This is a genomic window from Pontibacter sp. BAB1700 (assembly GCF_000277005.1).
GTDB lineage: Bacteria > Bacteroidota > Bacteroidia > Cytophagales > Hymenobacteraceae > Pontibacter > Pontibacter lucknowensis.
Genome location: NZ_AKIS01000020.1, coordinates 20,652 through 37,229, shown reverse-complemented (window position 1 = coordinate 37,229; position 16,578 = coordinate 20,652). Strand labels below are relative to the sequence as shown.

General features: G+C 51.8%; 14 protein-coding genes and 1 pseudogene. 3 read left to right on the top strand and 12 right to left on the bottom strand.

Features of this window, described 5'->3' with window-relative positions:
- Positions 1-6 precede the first annotated feature (6 nt).
- The 3 genes and pseudogenes from O71_RS03075 (at position 7) to O71_RS03065 (ending at position 3,279) form a co-directional block, all read left to right on the top strand.
- Positions 7-1,293, top strand: coding sequence for a porin (locus O71_RS03075; protein ID WP_081490425.1), 1,287 nt, complete (start codon positions 7-9; stop codon positions 1,291-1,293).
- A 509-nt stretch (positions 1,294-1,802) separates the two neighbouring features.
- Complete coding sequence (gene rnk / locus O71_RS03070) at positions 1,803-2,207, top strand: nucleoside diphosphate kinase regulator (protein WP_007653104.1); 405 nt, start codon at positions 1,803-1,805, stop codon at positions 2,205-2,207.
- A 62-nt stretch (positions 2,208-2,269) separates the two neighbouring features.
- Positions 2,270-3,279 (top strand): annotated as a pseudogene (locus O71_RS03065) (rod shape-determining protein).
- Positions 3,280-3,392: 113 nt separating this feature from the next.
- Here the strand turns inward: O71_RS03065 and xylE are convergent.
- From xylE to O71_RS03010, 12 genes are all read right to left on the bottom strand, one after another.
- Positions 3,393-4,844: a D-xylose transporter XylE gene (gene xylE, locus O71_RS03060; protein WP_007653103.1), complete on the bottom strand. Its 1,452-nt coding sequence runs from the start codon at positions 4,842-4,844 to the stop codon at positions 3,393-3,395.
- A gap of 37 nt (positions 4,845-4,881) precedes the next feature.
- The gene (xylA, locus tag O71_RS03055) at positions 4,882-6,213 is read right to left on the bottom strand and encodes a xylose isomerase (protein ID WP_007653101.1); all 1,332 of its coding nucleotides are present in this window, start codon (positions 6,211-6,213) and stop codon (positions 4,882-4,884) included.
- Between the two features lie 33 nt (positions 6,214-6,246).
- Positions 6,247-7,731: a xylulokinase gene (locus tag O71_RS03050; RefSeq protein WP_007653098.1), complete on the bottom strand. Its 1,485-nt coding sequence runs from the start codon at positions 7,729-7,731 to the stop codon at positions 6,247-6,249.
- A 90-nt stretch (positions 7,732-7,821) separates the two neighbouring features.
- A complete protein-coding gene (locus tag O71_RS03045; RefSeq protein ID WP_007653097.1) occupies positions 7,822-9,120 on the bottom strand; it encodes a TRAP transporter large permease in 1,299 nt (432 codons plus the stop codon).
- 22 nt (positions 9,121-9,142) lie between these two features.
- Positions 9,143-9,637 carry a TRAP transporter small permease gene (locus O71_RS03040; protein ID WP_007653095.1) on the bottom strand — a complete coding sequence of 165 codons (495 nt, stop codon included), beginning with the start codon at positions 9,635-9,637 and terminating at the stop codon, positions 9,143-9,145.
- 12 nt (positions 9,638-9,649) lie between these two features.
- Positions 9,650-10,711: a TRAP transporter substrate-binding protein gene (locus O71_RS03035; protein WP_007653093.1), complete on the bottom strand. Its 1,062-nt coding sequence runs from the start codon at positions 10,709-10,711 to the stop codon at positions 9,650-9,652.
- Positions 10,711-11,376: a bifunctional 4-hydroxy-2-oxoglutarate aldolase/2-dehydro-3-deoxy-phosphogluconate aldolase gene (locus O71_RS03030; protein ID WP_007653086.1), complete on the bottom strand. Its 666-nt coding sequence runs from the start codon at positions 11,374-11,376 to the stop codon at positions 10,711-10,713. Before O71_RS03030 ends, O71_RS03035 begins: the two co-directional genes overlap by 1 nt.
- A complete protein-coding gene (locus O71_RS03025) occupies positions 11,366-12,385 on the bottom strand; it encodes a sugar kinase (protein WP_007653085.1) in 1,020 nt (339 codons plus the stop codon). Before O71_RS03025 ends, O71_RS03030 begins: the two co-directional genes overlap by 11 nt.
- Positions 12,386-12,390: 5 nt before the next feature.
- Positions 12,391-13,821 carry a glucuronate isomerase gene (gene uxaC, locus O71_RS03020; protein ID WP_007653084.1) on the bottom strand — a complete coding sequence of 477 codons (1,431 nt, stop codon included), beginning with the start codon at positions 13,819-13,821 and terminating at the stop codon, positions 12,391-12,393.
- A complete protein-coding gene (locus tag O71_RS23645) occupies positions 13,818-13,967 on the bottom strand; it encodes a hypothetical protein (protein WP_155800456.1) in 150 nt (49 codons plus the stop codon). The genes uxaC and O71_RS23645 overlap by 4 nt, the downstream gene beginning before the upstream one ends.
- Positions 13,951-15,378, bottom strand: coding sequence for a tagaturonate reductase (locus O71_RS03015; RefSeq protein WP_007653083.1), 1,428 nt, complete (start codon positions 15,376-15,378; stop codon positions 13,951-13,953). Before O71_RS03015 ends, O71_RS23645 begins: the two co-directional genes overlap by 17 nt.
- 173 nt (positions 15,379-15,551) lie before the next feature.
- Complete coding sequence (locus tag O71_RS03010; protein WP_007653082.1) at positions 15,552-16,577, bottom strand: LacI family DNA-binding transcriptional regulator; 1,026 nt, start codon at positions 16,575-16,577, stop codon at positions 15,552-15,554.
- Position 16,578 lies beyond the last annotated feature (1 nt).

Genomic DNA, 16,578 nt, shown 5'->3' with positions numbered 1-16,578 from the left:
AGTAACATGAAACAAAACTTACGCACAGGTTTTACGGCCTTTCAGGAATGTTTATCTAAAACCATATCAATGAATAAGTATTTCCTCTCTTTTATTATCCAACTATTTGTAGTTCAGTCTGTATTTGCTCAAAATACCGGAATCGAGAAGAGTAGTACGGATAGCACAAGCTCTAATAAAACGCCTACAATTCAAGGAATCTCAGATGGCAGCTTATCGGGTTTGAGCGAAAGGATAGATGTGAATTTTCTACTTCGAAGCTCAGTAGATTTCCCGAGTGGTGCTTCCAATCAGGCATCCGTTAATTTGAACGAAGCACGGATGGAACTGAGGGGAGATGTCACGCCGGATCTGAGTTTTCGCATACGGTACCGGCTAAACAGAAGCTTTGCTCAAAATAGTTTAGATAATGCCCCAGGCGCTGTTGATCATGCGAATTTAACTTATCGGTTTGGCACCGGAAAGAAATGGCATCTGACAGCAGGAAAGCAATCCGCGAGTGTGGGGAGCTGGGAGTTTGACAAAAACCCCACTTTTGAATACCAATATACCGAATACGTGAACAGGCAGCTGAACCTGTTTTTACTCGCCATGAAGCTCGGCTACGATGTCACTGAGAACCATACCTTCCAGTTACAACTGCACAATACCTCTAACAGCAATTTCAACACGATCTACAACACGACAGGCTACAACACAGACGGACTAAGGCCGTCAAAAACACCTTTTGGCTTATACGTTGCGTGGCTGGGCAATCTATTGGATGAAAAATGGCAGACTTTTTACAGCTATAATATTTCGCAGTTCGCCAGGGGTAAAACAGATCATGCCGTATCCATCGGCAACCAGGTTGTGCTCGACCGGTTTAAAGCTTACCTCGACTTGCAGAGCACCAACATGTCCGTGGACTATCCTAATATTGGGTCGCCGGCTGTCAATACATTTATGGCTCCTACTCCGGGGTTTACTCCGGTTTTTCTGCAAGACATCAATTACAAGACAGCCGTGCTCCGCGTAGATTATGAGTTTATACCCAAGTGGTTTGTAACTGCCAAAGGCTTTTACGAAACGGCCAGTCACCGAAAAGACAGCGAGATCGGAGACAATTTCAGAGAGCATACCGGCCTTTTGGCAGGCCTTGAATACAAGCCTATTGCCAGCCAGGAAATGCGGTTGTTTAGCTACTATTACTACAACACGTCACGGTATAACAATGCAGTAGGGGTAAGTAACCCGAATCAGAAGCTGCACTTGTTCTCTGTCGGTGTGCTTTACTTTGTGAATGCCCTTTAGCTGAAGCATTGTGCGGCAATTGTAGCTGCTGTAAGGACAAGTATAGCCGGTAAAGTGGTTGTTTCCTTGCTTTTATGGGGCTTTATCCGTTACTTTGAAAGAATACTATCAGAACCGTGCTGCCACCTAACAGAAAAATTCATCTCTTTTCAGAGCCGCTTACAGGCTTTGTTGCGGCATCGCATCACGTATCTCAAAGTGATGTGCTGAATGGCTATTGTCTTTTCTTTTATACAGCCCCTAAGGCCTTCATTAAGTAAGCCGGAAACCTCCGGCCCCGGGCGCAAGCCACCATACCTTGCCACAGGTTATCCCTGTTCAATATTCTAGCATTTATCTTTTCGCAAAACACCTTTACGCAGCACAAAGGCTGCAGGTAAGGGAGTTTTTGCGTGTTTAATTTTTTTAAAACCTCTGTGCTGCATGCGCTGGAGGTTTTGCGTCTGCCTTTGGGGCATGGCAAGGCGCTATACCTGCAAGATTTTTCAAAGCTTTAAAATACCAATGATATGAACCCGATTTATGTAACAGAAAAGGATTTACAACGGCTGCACAACCTGGTACAGGTGCAGCGCCAGGTAAGCGGTGCCCATTCCGTAGAGGCCCTCAGCAGGGAACTGAAGCGAGCGAAAGTGGTAGCCTCCGAGGAGATTCCGGAGAATGTGGTAACCATGAACTCGCTGGTGAAGCTGAAGGAGCTGAAAAGCGGTGCCGAGATGGAACTGACTGTGGTATACCCTAAGGACGCTGACTTGCCGAAATTCAAAATCTCGGTGCTGGCACCAGTGGGGACGGCCATACTGGGCTGCAAAGTAGGTGACAAGGTGGAGCGGCCGGGACCTAAAGGCACGGTGGTGTACGAGGTGCTGGAGATTTTGTATCAACCCGAAGCTGCAGGCGATCTGGCCCTTTAATTTACTGGCCGGATTGGTCTGTCGGAGGAGAATATTTTTACCATAAAGAATGGGTTTTTTAGATTTTTTTCAGAGAGGATATTGCCATTGATCTGGGCACAGCCAATTTTCTGGTGATGCAGGGCGACAAGGTGGTGGTGGACGAACCAGCTATTGTAGCCTACAGCCGCTCATCCGGAAAAGTGCTGGCCATTGGCCGCAAGGCCATGCAGATGGAGGGGAAGGTGCATGAGGACATCCGTATTGTGCGGCCGATGAAAGACGGTGTGATCGCTGATTTCCATGCAGCAGAGCACATGATGAAGGGCATGCTGCAGCTCATGAATGGGGGGAAGAGAAGAATCGGGTCCTCGTTCCGGATGGTGGTTTGCGTGCCTTCCGGTATAACGGAGGTAGAAAAACGGGCTATACGCGACTCCGCCGTCATAGCCGGCGCAAGAGAGCTATACCTGGTGCACGAGCCGATAGCCGCGGCCATCGGCATCGGGCTGGATGTAGAGGAGCCGAACGGCACATGATTGTGGACATTGGAGGAGGCACGACTGAGATCGCCGTGATAGCCATGAGTGGCATCGTCTGCGACCAATCCCTGAAAGTGGCAGGTGAAAGTTTTACAGCAGATATTGTTCACTACATGCGCAAGCACCACAATCTGTTGATAGGGCAGTCCACCGCTGAGCGGATTAAGCTGACAGTAGGATCTGCCCTACCTGAGTTGCAGGACCCTCCGGCTGATGTGGCCATCAAAGGCCGCGACCTGCTCACAGGTCTGCCGAAGCAGGTACACGTCTCCTACACGGATGTCGCTTTTTTTCTGGATCGCTCACTTTCCAAAATAGAAGAGGCAGTGATGAAAACACTGGAGATGACACCGCCCGAGCTCTCGGCCGACATACACCAGACGGGCATCTACCTGACCGGTGGTGGCGCCTTACTGCGCGGCCTCGACAAGAGGATTTCTGCCAGAACCAAACTGCCGACGCACGTGGTAGAAGATCCACTCCGCGCTGTCGTAAGAGGCACGGGCACTGCTATGCGGAATATCGACCGTTTCCAGTTTTTGATGCGCTGAGTTGGCTAGATATTATGGCGAAAGGGTATTACCTGGCAGTTCGTGAATAAGCAATTGATAGAGCCCCGCTAGCGACAAACCGCGGGGCTTTTTTTTTGCGCTTCACGTCTGGGCTATACCTTTGCTTTCTCGGCAAACACTTCGGCAGTCGCCTCTAGCTGCTCTGATTTCATGTGCCACAACTCTTCCATTTCCTCCAGCGACTTGCCTTTAGTTTCCGGCACCATCTTCCAGACAAACAACAGCGAAAGCACACTCATCACGCCGTAGAAACCGTAGGTGAAGGCCCCGCTAAACTCCATCATGGAGGGGTAGGTGGAGGAGATAAAATAGTTGGCCGCCCACTGTGCTGCCACCGCCACTGCCACGGCTTTTCCGCGTATTTTATTCGGGAAAATTTCGGAGATTAATACCCAGCAGATCGGTCCCCAGGACATCATAAACGAGGCTGTGTAGATGATAATGAACACCAGCGTGCTGATCCCGATGACCTCGAAGTAGGAGAGTCCGGCGATGGCGAACATGCCGATGGCCATACCTACGGAGCCAATCATCATCAGCGGCTTTCTACCCCATTTATCTACTGTGAGAATGGCCAAGACTGTGAAAAGAACATTGATCACACCCATCACTACGGTCTGAAGCATCGAAGCATCCTTGCCGGCACCCATGCTCTCGAAAATGCGGGGAGCATAGTAAAGAGCTACATTGATACCTACAAACTGCTGGAAAACGGAAAGCAGAATTCCGATCACGATAACGGTGCGGCCATAGGCGAGTAGCTTACCGGAGTGGTGCTCCACTGTATTTTTAATATTAGCCAGTATCTGCCTGGCCGCTGATGGACCATTTACTTTCGTCAGGATCTTAAGCGCTTCATCGTCCCGGTTGACCATGGTCAGGTAGCGGGGCGTTTCAGGCACGAAAAACAGCAGCGCTGCAAACAGTCCGGCAGGTATAGCCTCCGATAAAAACATCCTGCGCCAGCCTACTTCGTTGATCCACTCGATGGATTGACCGCTGGCGATGCCCCAGTTCACAAAGTAGACAACCAGCATCCCGAAAATGATGGCAAACTGGTTCAGCGAGACTAAACGGCCGCGAAGGTGGGCAGGTGCAATCTCACCAATGTATACCGGGCTTACGGCTGAGGCCAACCCAACACCTATACCTCCTAGTATCCGGTAAAAATTGAATAGGTATAGCAGTCCCATGGTTGGTTCTCCCTGCTCAAAGAAAAAGAATTCAGGGTAGGCAGAGCCCAGCGCAGAAACGAAAAACAACAAAGCGGCAACCAACAGGGTTTTTTTACGACCTATACCTGATGCCAGCACCCCCGAAATTGCTCCGCCTACAATACAGCCAATCAAGGCGCTGGAAATCGTGGCGCCATGAACCCAGGTGCTGAGCCCAAGGCCGTCGATCAGGTATGCCTGCACTGATTTCTCAGCACCTGATATTACGGCGGTGTCATAGCCAAACAGCAGTCCACCTAGTGTGGCGATCAGGGTGATACCGGCAATATAAGGCAGATTGCCGGCGGTAGAATCCTTTGCGTTTTCCATGATGATGAAGCAGGGTTAAGGTGGAAGATGCTATCGCTTAGATAAAGCGGTTGATCAGATTTTCGAGGTACTCCTGACGGCCGCTTCTCACTTCAGGCTCGCCGTGCACGATGGCATAGTCACGCAGCTCTTCCAGGGTCAGCCTGCCCTGCTCAAACTCTTGGCCTTTGCCACTGTCGAAGGAGGCGTAACGCTCCTGGCGCAGCTTTTTGTAATCGGAGTTTTGCAGGATGTTATCAGCCGTGATTAAAGCGCGGGCAAAGGTGTCGGCGCCACCGATGTGGGCGTAGAACAGGTCTGCCGGGTCGGTGGAGTTTCTTCTGATCTTGGCGTCGAAGTTGATGCCGCCACCCTGCACACCACCTGCCTCCAGGAACACCAGCATGGCCTCGGTCAGCTCGTTGATGTTGTTGGGGAACTGGTCGGTGTCCCAGCCGTTCTGGTAGTCGCCGCGGTTCGCGTCAATGGAGCCCAACAAACCTGCGTCGGCGGCGACCTGCAGCTCGTGCTGGAAGGTATGGCCGGCCAGCGTGGCGTGGTTTACTTCGATGTTCAGCTTGAAATCGCCCAGCAGGTCGTACTGGCGCAGGAAGCTGATGACAGTGGCGGCGTCGTAATCGTACTGGTGCTTGGTTGGCTCCATGGGCTTCGGCTCAATGAAGAATGTCCCTTTGAAACCCTGCTTACGTGCATAGTCACGAGCCATGTGCAGAAACTTTGCAAAATGCTCCTGCTCCCGTTTCATGTCTGTGTTCAGGAGTGTCATATAACCCTCACGGCCTCCCCAGAATACATAGTTTTCGCCCCCCAGCGCAATCGTTGCATCCAGGGCCGCTTTTACCTGGGCACCCGCATGGGCTGTCACATGGAAGTCGGGGTTTGTGGCTGCGCCGTTCATGTAGCGGCTGTGCGAGAAGACATTGGCTGTACCCCAAAGGAGCTTTACACCAGTCTCTTTCTGTTTCTGCTGTGCATATTCAACGATAGCCTGCAGTCTGCGCTCGTTCTCACGAATGTCGTTGCCATAATCTACCAGGTCCACATCATGGAAACAGTAGTAGGGTAGGCCCAGCTTGGTGATAAACTCAAAGGCTGCGTCCATTTTGTCCTTGGCTCTTTCAATCACATCCTCCTTCTTGTTCCAGCCATACTTCAATGTTGGTCCACCAAAAGGATCGGAACCATCCGCGTTGAATGAGTGCCAGTAAGCCACGGCAAATCGCAGGTGCTCTTTCAGTGTCTTGCCGGCTACTACGCGGTTTTCGTCGTACCAGCGGTAGGCCAGCGGATTGTCAGACTCCAGTCCTTCAAATTTGATGGCGCTTATACCTTTGAAATATTCTGTTTGAGATAGTGTCGTGTTTGCCATAAGGTATAGGTGTTAGCTTGTTTGGGATTAAGGTTATGCTTCGTTCAGATGTTTCTCGAGCAAGGCTTTCCATTCCTGGTAAGCCGGTTCGTACTGGTCGATGGCTTTGGGCTCTACCACCCGTAGCCTTTTGCTGTTAGTAAAAGCTTCTTTCTCGGAGGCAAAAGCCTTTACCCCGATGCCAGCACCCAGGGCGGCGCCTATGCTGCCATCGTTCAGGTATAGCTCGACAGGTACATGGGTGGCATTTACAAAAGCTTCGGTAAAGGAATCACTCAGGAAAAGGTTGGCCTGCCCTGCCCGGATGATGCTAGGGTTCATGCCGTTCTCGCGCATAATGTCGAGGCCGTAGCGGAAAGCGAAGGCAATGCCTTCCTGCGCTGCCCGGAACAGGTGGGCTTTGGAGTGGAGGTTGAGGTCGATGTGGTGGAAGTGTGTGCCGACGATCTTGTTGTTGAGCATCCGCTCAGCCCCGTTCCCGAATGGGATTACCCGCAAACCTTCGCTGCCAACAGGTATAGCGGCGGCCATTTGGTTCATATCAGCATAGCCTATACCTGGGCCGACCAGGTTTTTCATCCAGCGGTTAAGGCTGCCCGTGCCGTTGATACACAGCAGCATACCTAGTCTCTTTTCTGAATCAGTATAGTTGACGTGGGCAAAAGTGTTCACACGCGACTGCGGATCGTAAAGCAGCTTGTCGCTTACACCGTAAATCACGCCTGAGGTACCGGCTGTAGCGGCCACTTCGCCCGGCTGCAGCACGTTCAGCGACAGGGCATTATTCGGCTGGTCACCTGATTTATAGGTAACCGGTATACCTGCTTTGAGGCCAAGTTCGTCGGCTATCTGCTGCTGCACCCTGCCGTGCTCGGAGAAAACAGGATGGATGGCAGGTATAAGTCCGCTGTCGAATTTGTAGTAGTCAAGCACATCGCTGGAAAGCTTGTTCTCCTGAAAATCCCAGAAAACACCCTCCGACAAAGCCGAGACGCTGGTGGTCACCTCACCCGTGAGCCGCATGGCCACATAATCGCCCGGCAGCATGATCTTGTCGATGTTGTCGTAAAGTTCGGGTTCGTTGGCTTTGACCCAAGCCAGTTTGGAGGCTGTGAAATTGCCGGGGGAGTTGAGTAGTCTGGAAAGGCTCCGTTCCTCGCCAATGGCTTTGAAAGCCTTGTTGCCGATTTCCACGGCACGGCTGTCGCACCAGATGATGGCGGTACGCAGGGCCTCTTGTGCTTTATCCACGACCACCAGGCCGTGCATCTGGTAGGCTATACCTATCGCGCCAATATCTTTGGGGTTATACCTGCCTGTCGCATTGACTTTCAAGATAGCGGCTTTGGCGTGTTCCCACCACATATCGGGTGCCTGCTCGGCCCAGCCTGCTTTTGGGGCCAGGATGTCTGACTCTTCCTCCGGGTGCTGAGCCGAAGCCAGGCATTGCTGCGTCTGAGCGTCTACCACAGAGACCTTGATCGAAGAAGTGCCTACGTCTATACCTAATAGGAGCATAAATAATTAAACTGCTTGAAGGTGATGAATAGAGTAACGAAGTAACTACGCCGACCGCCGCAATTTAACCCATCTTCACTTAGTTAAATATTACAAACCGAACACCTCTGGCAGCCAAAGGCTAAGCGAAGGTATGTAGGTCACCAGCAACAGTGCTACCAACATGGCTACGAAGAGCGGTACCAGTGGTTTGATCACTTTGCTGATACTGATATTAGCTACCCCGCAGCCCACAAATAGTACCGAACCAACAGGCGGGGTACAAAGGCCAATGCAGAGGTTAAACACCATCAGGATACCGAAGTGTACCGGGTGTACGCCCAGGGCCGTCACGACGGGCAGGAAGATAGGCGTAAAAATGAGCACAGCTGGTGTCATGTCCATGAAGATACCCACAAACAGCAGGATCAGATTGATAATGATCAAGATGACGATCTTGTTGTCGCTAATGGAAAGCAGTGCCTCACTCACCGCCTGCGGGATGTTCTCAAACGACATCACCCAGGACATACCCATCGAAGTGCCGATCAGCAGCATCACAATGGCAGTGGTAATCACGGTCGTGATCAGGATATCCGGCAGGTCTTTTACTTTAACCTCACGGTAGACCACCATCGACAGCACGACTGTGTAAAGTACCGCAATTGCCGAGGCCTCCGTCGCTGTAAAGACACCTGCTATAATGCCGCCGATTACGATAAAGAGCAGAAACAAACTTGGCAGGGCATCGATCAGCTTTTTGAAAACTATGCTTAGCGGGATGCGATCGCCTACCGGGTATTTGTTTTTGTAAGCCATGAAGCCGGCTACACCCACAAGTGACATACCCAACAGTATGCCAGGCACATAGCCTGCCACAAACAGGGCAGCAATCGATACGCCACCACTTGCCAGGGAATACACGATCAGGATATTGCTTGGGGGAATGATCATGCCGGTTGTGGCCGAAGTGATGTTCACGGCGGCACTAAAGGGTCTGGAGTAACCTTCCTTGACCATGCGCGGGTTCATGATGCCGCCGATGGCCGAAGCCGCTGCCACCGCTGAACCCGAGATAGCTCCGAACAGCATGTTGGCCACGATGTTCACGTAGGCAAGTCCGCCGGGTAGCGTGCCGACCAGGCTTTTGGCAAAATCTATCAGTCGGGTGGCAATACCGCCTCGGTTCATCAGCTGACCGGCCAGTATAAAGAAAGGTATAGCCAACAGGGCGAAGCTGTCAAGTCCGGTTGCCAGGCGTTGGGCCAGGGTGGTGAAAGCCGGTACGGGCGCAATGCTCACCAGCATGGTCAGCAGCGCGGAGATGCCGATAGAAAAGGCAATGGGTACACCGATGATCAGTAGGAAAATAAAGCTGACAACCAGTACGATGATCTCAAGAAATTCCATAAGCTCCTGTTATAAAATGATGCTAAGCCAACTCTTTTCCAATTTCTTCCGGCTCTTCACCCTGCCGGCGCAGGTTTACCAGACTATAGTACACGATCAGCAGTCCACTGAGCGGGAGCACAGTGTATACATAGCCCAGCGGTATGTTAAGTGCTGCGGATGTCTGCTCCAGTTTAAGGGTGATATACACCAGCTTGATACCGCCCCACACTAACACTAAAAATGCGAACGCTGCTACTACTACATTCGTGAAGATGCTCAGGTTGCGGGCCTTCCGTCCGTGCATTTTAGAAGGCAGAATGTCGATGGCCAGGTGCATTTTCTTGCCCGTCACGTAGCTGGCGCCCAGCAAACCAACCCAGATCAGAATGAAGCGGGCAAGCTCGTCGGTAAAAGAGCTGGGCGAATTCATCACATACCTGGAGGCGACCTGCCAGAGTACGTTCAGGACCATCAAACTCATCAGCACGACAAGTGACCAGAATAATGCTTTGTCTATCTTTTCCCTGATTTTCATAGGTGCCGGATTTTAGGGTTTTGTTGCAGATACTATGGTTTCTTTCGTGTTACCCGTCTGGCGGATGCGCTGGATCAGGCTGTATACCTCAGGTTCATTTTTGAAGCTCTCGTACATGGGCTCCACCAGTTTGGCGAAAGGTGCTTTGTCCGGTGTGCTCACCGTTACGCCCGCATCTTTTATCGCCTGCAGAGCTTCTACCTCAGCTTCTTCCCACAGTTCACGTTGCACCTGTGCCGATTCTTCAGCCGCTTCCTGCAGCCATTGCTGTTCCTGAGGCGTCAGACTGTCCCATACCACTGTGCTGATCAGCAGAATGTCCGGGATCATAGTATGCTCGTTCAGGGAGTAGTATTTGCTCACTTCGTAGTGGCGCGATAGGAAGAAACTCGGCGGGTTGTTCTCAGCTCCATCTACTACGCCCTGTTGTAAGGCTGTATAGAGTTCTCCCCACGATACCGGGGAAGCTGCTCCTCCGAAGCTCTTGATCATGCTGAAGGCGGTGTTGCTGGCCTGTACCCGGATGGTCATGCCGCGCAGGTCAGCCGGAGTGTCAATAGGTTTCTTTGTGCTATAGAAGCTGCGGCTGCCGGCATCGTAAAAGCAGAGGCCACGAAGCCAGTATTTTTCGCCTTCCTTGAGCAGATCATCACCAATGCCGCCGTCCAGCACGTCGTAGTAATGCGCTTTATCCCGAAATACATAAGGCAGGCTCAGTACTTTGAAATTGGGGGAGAAACTCTCCATCACCGCGGCTGACACCTTCGTCATGCCAATGCTGCCGATCTGCAGGAGCTCAATGCTCTCGCGCTCGCTGCCGAGTTGGGAGCTCGGGTAAATGTCGATCGTCATCTTGCCGCCTGACTTTTCCTTGACACGCTCGGCCATGTAAACCATGGCTTTGTGAACCGGGTGTGTTGTTTCGAGGGTATGGGCAAGCTTAACTTCGGTGGTATCGCTTATTTTTTGGCAGGAGTTGGCAACAAGCAGAATGGCCAGTAGGGGAGCGTAAAGTGCATAGCGCTTATACCTGTAAGCGAAGCGGGAGAGGAGGTATAGATAAAGCTGTTTCATTACTTCCTCCTGACTGTTTTTACGATTTCCATTGCCTTTCTCGTCAATTCATCCAGTTTGTTATAATCTCTGTTTTCAAGAATGTCCTTACTGATCATCTTCGAGCCCATACCTACTGCGCAAACACCAGACTTAAACCAGGTGCTGATGTTGTCCTGGTCGATCTCTACGCCTCCTGTTGGCATAAAATACTGCCCTGGGAAAAGCTCTTTGATAGACGACAGAAAAGCAGGTCCTAAAATATTGGCCGGGAATATTTTGATCAGCGCCGCCTGGTGCTGCTGAGCGAAGTGTATTTCAGTTGGGGTAAAGCAACCCGGTATCCAAAGCAAACCCGCTTCGTGTGTCAGGTCGCCCACTGCCGGGTTCACAATCGGGCACACGATGTAATTTGCGCCTGCCTCAATGAAAGCTTCAGCCTGGTCGGTGGTTTTGATCGTGCCGATGCCGAGGTGCAGGTCAGGGTGTAGCTCGTTTAATTCTTTCCTAAGAAATCTGAAGTTTTCGAGTGCCGCCGGACCTCTGTTGGTGTATTCCAGTGTTCGGATACCTGCCTGATACAGCGTCTTTACAACCTCCAGGCTTACCTCGGGGCTTTCGTAGAAGAACAGGGGCAGTAGACCCTGCTCTACAATGGCGTTTAGGGCGCTTTCTTTAGTTTGCATAAGCTAAAATGGTATCATTGATCTCCGCAACCGTGCTGGTCGTGGCATCACTCGGAATAAATAATTTCTTAAAGGCGGCGGCAGTGGCGAACTCAACCGTTTCGGTAGGGGGGAGCTGGTGGTAGAAACCATAGATCAGACCTGCCATAAAACAATCGCCACTTCCCACTTTGTCCAGAATCTGCTCTACCTGGTATTCGTGCGAGGTATACAGACTACCCGCTTCGAACAGCGTAGTAAAATACCGAATACCCTGCTGATAATCAAATCGGAAGGTGTTGGCCACCGTGCGGCACTTCGGGAATTTATCCAGGATGGCCTTGGAAGTGAGTGTGGCATGCTGTTGCAGGCTCTCTTTGTCGAGGTTTGTGATCAGCGCTTCATCCAAAGGTATACCCAGCATTTTGTTGGCAGCCCAGATGTTGCCCATGATCAGGTCACAATACTGCGCCAGGGCAGGCATCACCTCCACCGGGTCTTTGCCATACTTCCAAAGTTTGGCGCGGTAGTTCAGGTCCAGGGAAATGGTGATATTCTTCTGCACCGCTACTTTCAGGGCTTCCTCGCACACAGCGGCCACCTTTTGGTTGATGGCCGGGCAGATGGCGCTGAAATGAAACCAGCTCACGCCTTCAAATACTGCGTCCCAGTCAATCGTGCCCGGCTGCAGGTCAGCATAAGCCGACCCGGCCCGGTCATAGATCACGCCGGTATTCTTCAGGTCTTTTCCTTTGGGCAGGTAATACAACCCGACACGATCGCCCTGGTACACGATACTATCCGTCTGCACCTGCTTGCTGTTGAGGTAGCCGACCAGCTGCTCTGCCACGAAGTTGTCGGGCAGGGCGGTCAGGTAGGCAGAAGGAACACCCCACAGGGCCAGCGCTGTTGCCACATTGGCTTCTGCACCGCCTACATAAAACGGTAGGTTGTTCTCGCGGAGCCACTGTCCGTCCTCGTCAGGGCATATCCTGAGGAGCAACTCGCCAAAAGAAAGTACCTTGCCCATATGCTTTAGAAGTTGAAGTAAGACTTGGCGTTGTTGTAGCAAATATCTTCCACCATCTGGCCCAGCCAAGCCATTTCGCTGGCCGGAAGCTCGCCGTTTTCCACATCACTGCCAATCAGATTGCATAGAATCCTTCTGAAGTATTCGTGGCGCGGGTAAGAAAGGAAGCTGCGAGAGTCGGTGAGCATACCTACAAAGCGGCTCAGCAGACCCATGTTGCTTAGGGCGTTCAGCTGGCGCTCCATGCCGTCTTTCTGATCGAGGAACCACCAGGCCGAACCGTACTGGATCTTGCCCGGTGTGCTGCCGTCGTTGAAGTTACCGATCATGGTAGCGTATAGCTCGTTCTGGCTCGGGTTCAGGTTATACAGGATTGTTTTGGCCAGTTGGTTCGAGTTGTCCAGCTTGTCCATGAACCTGGCCAGTGGGCGTGCCACATCAAAGTCACCGATCGAGTCGAAGCCGGTATCCGGGCCCAGCTCGCGCATCATGCGGGTGTTGTTGTTGCGCAGGGCACCGAGGTGGAACTGCTGTGTCCAGTCTTTGGCGTGGTCCATCAGGGCCAGTTGCATCAGCATAGCCGACTTGAACTTGAGCACCTCTTCTTTTGTGAGCGACTGCTTTTGCAGGGCTTTTTCAAAGATCGCTTTTACTTCCTGTTCAGTATAGTTATCGGCATACATCGATTCCAAACCGTGGTCAGAGAGACGGCAGCCATTTTCATGGAAGAAATCGTGGCGCTGCTGCAGAGCGTCCAGCAGACCCTGGTAGCTGTCGATGGCTATACCTGATGCTTCGGACAGTTTCTGCAGGTAGGGCAGGAACACGGCTTCATCGTCAATGGCCAGCACCTTGTCGGCGCGGAAAGCCGGGAGAACCTGAATACCAATGTTGTCAGCCTTGATCTTCTGGTGGTGCTCCAGCGTATCGATCGGGTCGTCGGTGGTGCAGATGATCTCCACGTTCATCTTTTTTAGGATGCCACGCACACTGTATTCATCTGTCTGCAGCATGTCGGTGCAGGCATCGTAGATCTCACGCGCAGTTTCCGGTTTCAGGATGGTGTCGATGCCAAACGGACGCTTGAGCTCCATGTGCGTCCAGTGGTAAAGTGGGTTGCGCATGGTATAAGGCACGGTTTGGGCCCACTTCTCAAATTTTGCATAATCGTCCGCATCACCGGTGCAGAAACGCTCCGGCACTCCGTTCGTGCGCATCGCACGCCACTTATAGTGGTCGCCTTCGAGCCAGATCTGGGTTAGGTTCTTGAACTTGCGGTCGTTGGCAATGTCCTGCGGCGACAGGTGGCAATGATAGTCGATGATGGGCATGTCTTTGGCATGCTCATGGTATAGCCTGCGTGCAGGCTCTGTCTGTAACAGGAAGTTCTCGTCCAGAAATGGGGTAACGGTGTAAGTGTCTGTAATCGTTCTCATGGGTATGGTATAGGCAATGCGCCTACTAAATTCTGATGTGTAGATGAAAACTCTGGTTTAGAGTCTTCCAATTTAATAAAGGTATAGCTTAGGCAGTTCAGGTATAGCCTGGCTATACCTGTTGTGTTGCTAGGCCATGTTCGCATGCTTCTCGGCCAGCTGCAAGGCATTCAGCTCAGTTGTCACCAAGTCCCTCAGTCCTGGGATCTCTGTGAGGTCTATCTCCCAGAAATCCTTGTTAGCCAGCACAGCAGTTACCACCTCTTCAGTTGATTCCTGCTGCCATGCCTGCGCAAAGAAAGCGAGCACTTCAGGGGTGTCGTTCAGCGGAATGCTTTCGCTGTTCCACTCCCCTTTGTAGAATTGAATAAGCGCCGCCAGCGACTGCAGCAGCCTGGTTGGTAATTGACCTTTGCGCTTGTGGTATTCCAGCACCGACGGCAGCACGCGCACCTTATACTTTGAAATAGAATTAAGCGAGATGCTGATCAGTTCGTGGCGGATAAACGGGTTCTGGAAGCGTTCGATCACATCGTTGGCAAACTGCTCGAGTTCTTCCTGCGGCAGGTCCAGTGTCGGGATGATCTCTTCGAAGATGGCTTTGCGAATAAAATCGCCGGATTTTTTGTCTTCAACGGCTTCACGCACGGTGCGCAGTCCCTGCAGGTAAGCCACGGGCACAAGCGCCGTGTGCGCTCCGTTCAGGATGCGTACTTTGCGGGTGCGGTAGGGGGTGAGGTCCTCTACAAACTTTACCTGCAAATCAGCTTCATTCACCGGGAAAGCTGCCCTAACAGCTTCCGGAGCCTCGATCACCCACAAGTGGAATGGCTCAGCTTTTACAACCAGGTTATCGTGGTAGCCCAGTTCCTGCTGTATCTCCTGTATGTTGTCTTTCGGAAAGCCCGGTACAATGCGGTCCACCAGTGTGTTGCAGAAGTGATTGTGCTGCTCGATCCAGGCTGTAAAACTGGGAGGAAGGCTCCAGTGCTTAGCGTATGCCAGAATAGAGTCGCGCAGGGCTTCTCCATTTTTCTCGATCAGTTCGCAGGGAATCAGGTACATGCCTTTGTCTGCAGCACCATTGAACTGCTTAAAACGGTGGTAAAGTAGCGCCGTAAGCTTACCCGGGAAGCTGTTGGGGATGTACTCCATACCTGTGTCGGCTTCATCGAAAGCGATGCCCGCCTCTGTGGTGTTGGAGATGACAAACTGTAGCTCCGGGTTTTCAGCCAGGGCCAGGTAAGCCTTGTAGTTTTCGTATGGGTTGGTTGCATCCGCGATGCAGCTGATCAGGCGCAGCTCGCGGGTCGTTTCGCCGCCCTGTATACCTTCCAGCAAAACATGGTACAGTCCCTCCTGGTGTTGGAGCAAATGCACGATCCCTTTATCCAGCGGCTGCACGATCTGTACCTGCCCATCGAAACTGGTGCGCTCATTGAGCAAGTCGATGATCCAGTCTACAAAACCACGGAGGAAGTTGCCTTCCCCGAACTGCAATACCTTTACCGGGTGCCGCTGCGGCAAACTGGCTGTACGACGGTTGAGCTGCTTCATAATTGTCTGATTTTGAATAGATATAAGCTTCTTTTAATCTTTGTTACTTCTCGTTATTGTCTGCTATGCCCGGGGTAACTTGTTTTTTGCAAAACTGTGCAATCGATTGTATTTCACTTCTAAATTAAAGCCGCCTTTTACAGCGGCTTAGGTGTAGCTCCCAGCGCCTCCAACTAATTGCGCAGCGTTGACTTCCGGATGATGAGCTCAGGTTTCAGTACCGTCTTTTGCGATACGATGCCCTTCTCGCCGGCCTTAAAATGCTCAAAAAAGAGCTCCGCCGTGATATTGCCCATCTTGATACTGCGCTGATCCACGGTAGTGAGCGGCGGATCCGTGAACGAGGTAAACGGTTCGTTTGAGAATCCGGCCAGCGCTACCTCCTGCGGAATCTGGATGCCGCGTTCCTTCAGCACCTGCATGGCGCCCATGGCGGCATAGTCACTCGCTGAGAACACGGCATCAGGTAACTGCTTGAGCTTGAGTAGTTTCTTTATGCTCTCCCTGCCGTCTTCCAACTGTAAGTCGCTTTTGATCACCAGCTGCTCGTCATACGGTATATCGTTATCGCGCAGGGCATCGGTGTAGCCGCGCAAACGTTCCTTGAACACGCTTACCTTCTTCGGGCTGGTGAAGTGCGCAATGCGCTTGCAGCCTTGCTGGATCAGGTGCTCCACTGTTTTATAGGCGCCCAGGTAGTCATCGATCATCACCTGACTCACTTCCAACTCGTCGGTGGTGCGGTCAAACAACACGAGCGGTATACCTTTCGACTGCACCTTTTTAAAGTGGTCGAAGTTCTCAGTGTTCTTTCCGATAGAGGCGATGATGCCATCTACCCGTGCATTCAGCAGTGCCTCTATCGTCTGCACCTCCTTCTCGTAGTTGTCATACGACTGGCAGATGATCACCTTGTAATTCAGGTTGTTGGCGATCTCCTCTATACCTCGTACCACGGAGGCAAAGAAGTAACGGTCAGCCGTTGGCACGATCACGCCGATGATGTAGCTCTTGCCGTGGCGGAGGGCCGCTGCTATGTTGTTGGGCTGGTAGTTCAGCTGTTTGGCTGCTTTCAGCACCGCTTTTTTGGTGGCATCGCTGATGCGCGGATTGTCATTGAGCGCACGCGACACCGTAGAAGCCGTGATGTTCAGCTTCTCTGCAATATCATGTATGGTTACTTTCGTCTTAGTTGACATA

What these genes read in the sequence shown, in the direction of transcription:
- O71_RS03075 (WP_081490425.1), top strand. Translation starts at nt 7, where the DNA reads ATGAAACAAAACTTACGCACAGGTTTTACGGCCTTTCAGGAATGTTTA.
- rnk (WP_007653104.1), top strand. Translation starts at nt 1,803, where the DNA reads ATGAACCCGATTTATGTAACAGAAAAGGATTTACAACGGCTGCACAAC.
- xylE (WP_007653103.1), bottom strand. Translation starts at nt 4,844, where the DNA reads ATGGAAAACGCAAAGGATTCTACCGCCGGCAATCTGCCTTATATTGCC.
- xylA (WP_007653101.1), bottom strand. Translation starts at nt 6,213, where the DNA reads ATGGCAAACACGACACTATCTCAAACAGAATATTTCAAAGGTATAAGC.
- O71_RS03050 (WP_007653098.1), bottom strand. Translation starts at nt 7,731, where the DNA reads ATGCTCCTATTAGGTATAGACGTAGGCACTTCTTCGATCAAGGTCTCT.
- O71_RS03045 (WP_007653097.1), bottom strand. Translation starts at nt 9,120, where the DNA reads ATGGAATTTCTTGAGATCATCGTACTGGTTGTCAGCTTTATTTTCCTA.
- O71_RS03040 (WP_007653095.1), bottom strand. Translation starts at nt 9,637, where the DNA reads ATGAAAATCAGGGAAAAGATAGACAAAGCATTATTCTGGTCACTTGTC.
- O71_RS03035 (WP_007653093.1), bottom strand. Translation starts at nt 10,711, where the DNA reads ATGAAACAGCTTTATCTATACCTCCTCTCCCGCTTCGCTTACAGGTAT.
- O71_RS03030 (WP_007653086.1), bottom strand. Translation starts at nt 11,376, where the DNA reads ATGCAAACTAAAGAAAGCGCCCTAAACGCCATTGTAGAGCAGGGTCTA.
- O71_RS03025 (WP_007653085.1), bottom strand. Translation starts at nt 12,385, where the DNA reads ATGGGCAAGGTACTTTCTTTTGGCGAGTTGCTCCTCAGGATATGCCCT.
- uxaC (WP_007653084.1), bottom strand. Translation starts at nt 13,821, where the DNA reads ATGAGAACGATTACAGACACTTACACCGTTACCCCATTTCTGGACGAG.
- O71_RS23645 (WP_155800456.1), bottom strand. Translation starts at nt 13,967, where the DNA reads ATGCGAACATGGCCTAGCAACACAACAGGTATAGCCAGGCTATACCTG.
- O71_RS03015 (WP_007653083.1), bottom strand. Translation starts at nt 15,378, where the DNA reads ATGAAGCAGCTCAACCGTCGTACAGCCAGTTTGCCGCAGCGGCACCCG.
- O71_RS03010 (WP_007653082.1), bottom strand. Translation starts at nt 16,577, where the DNA reads ATGTCAACTAAGACGAAAGTAACCATACATGATATTGCAGAGAAGCTG.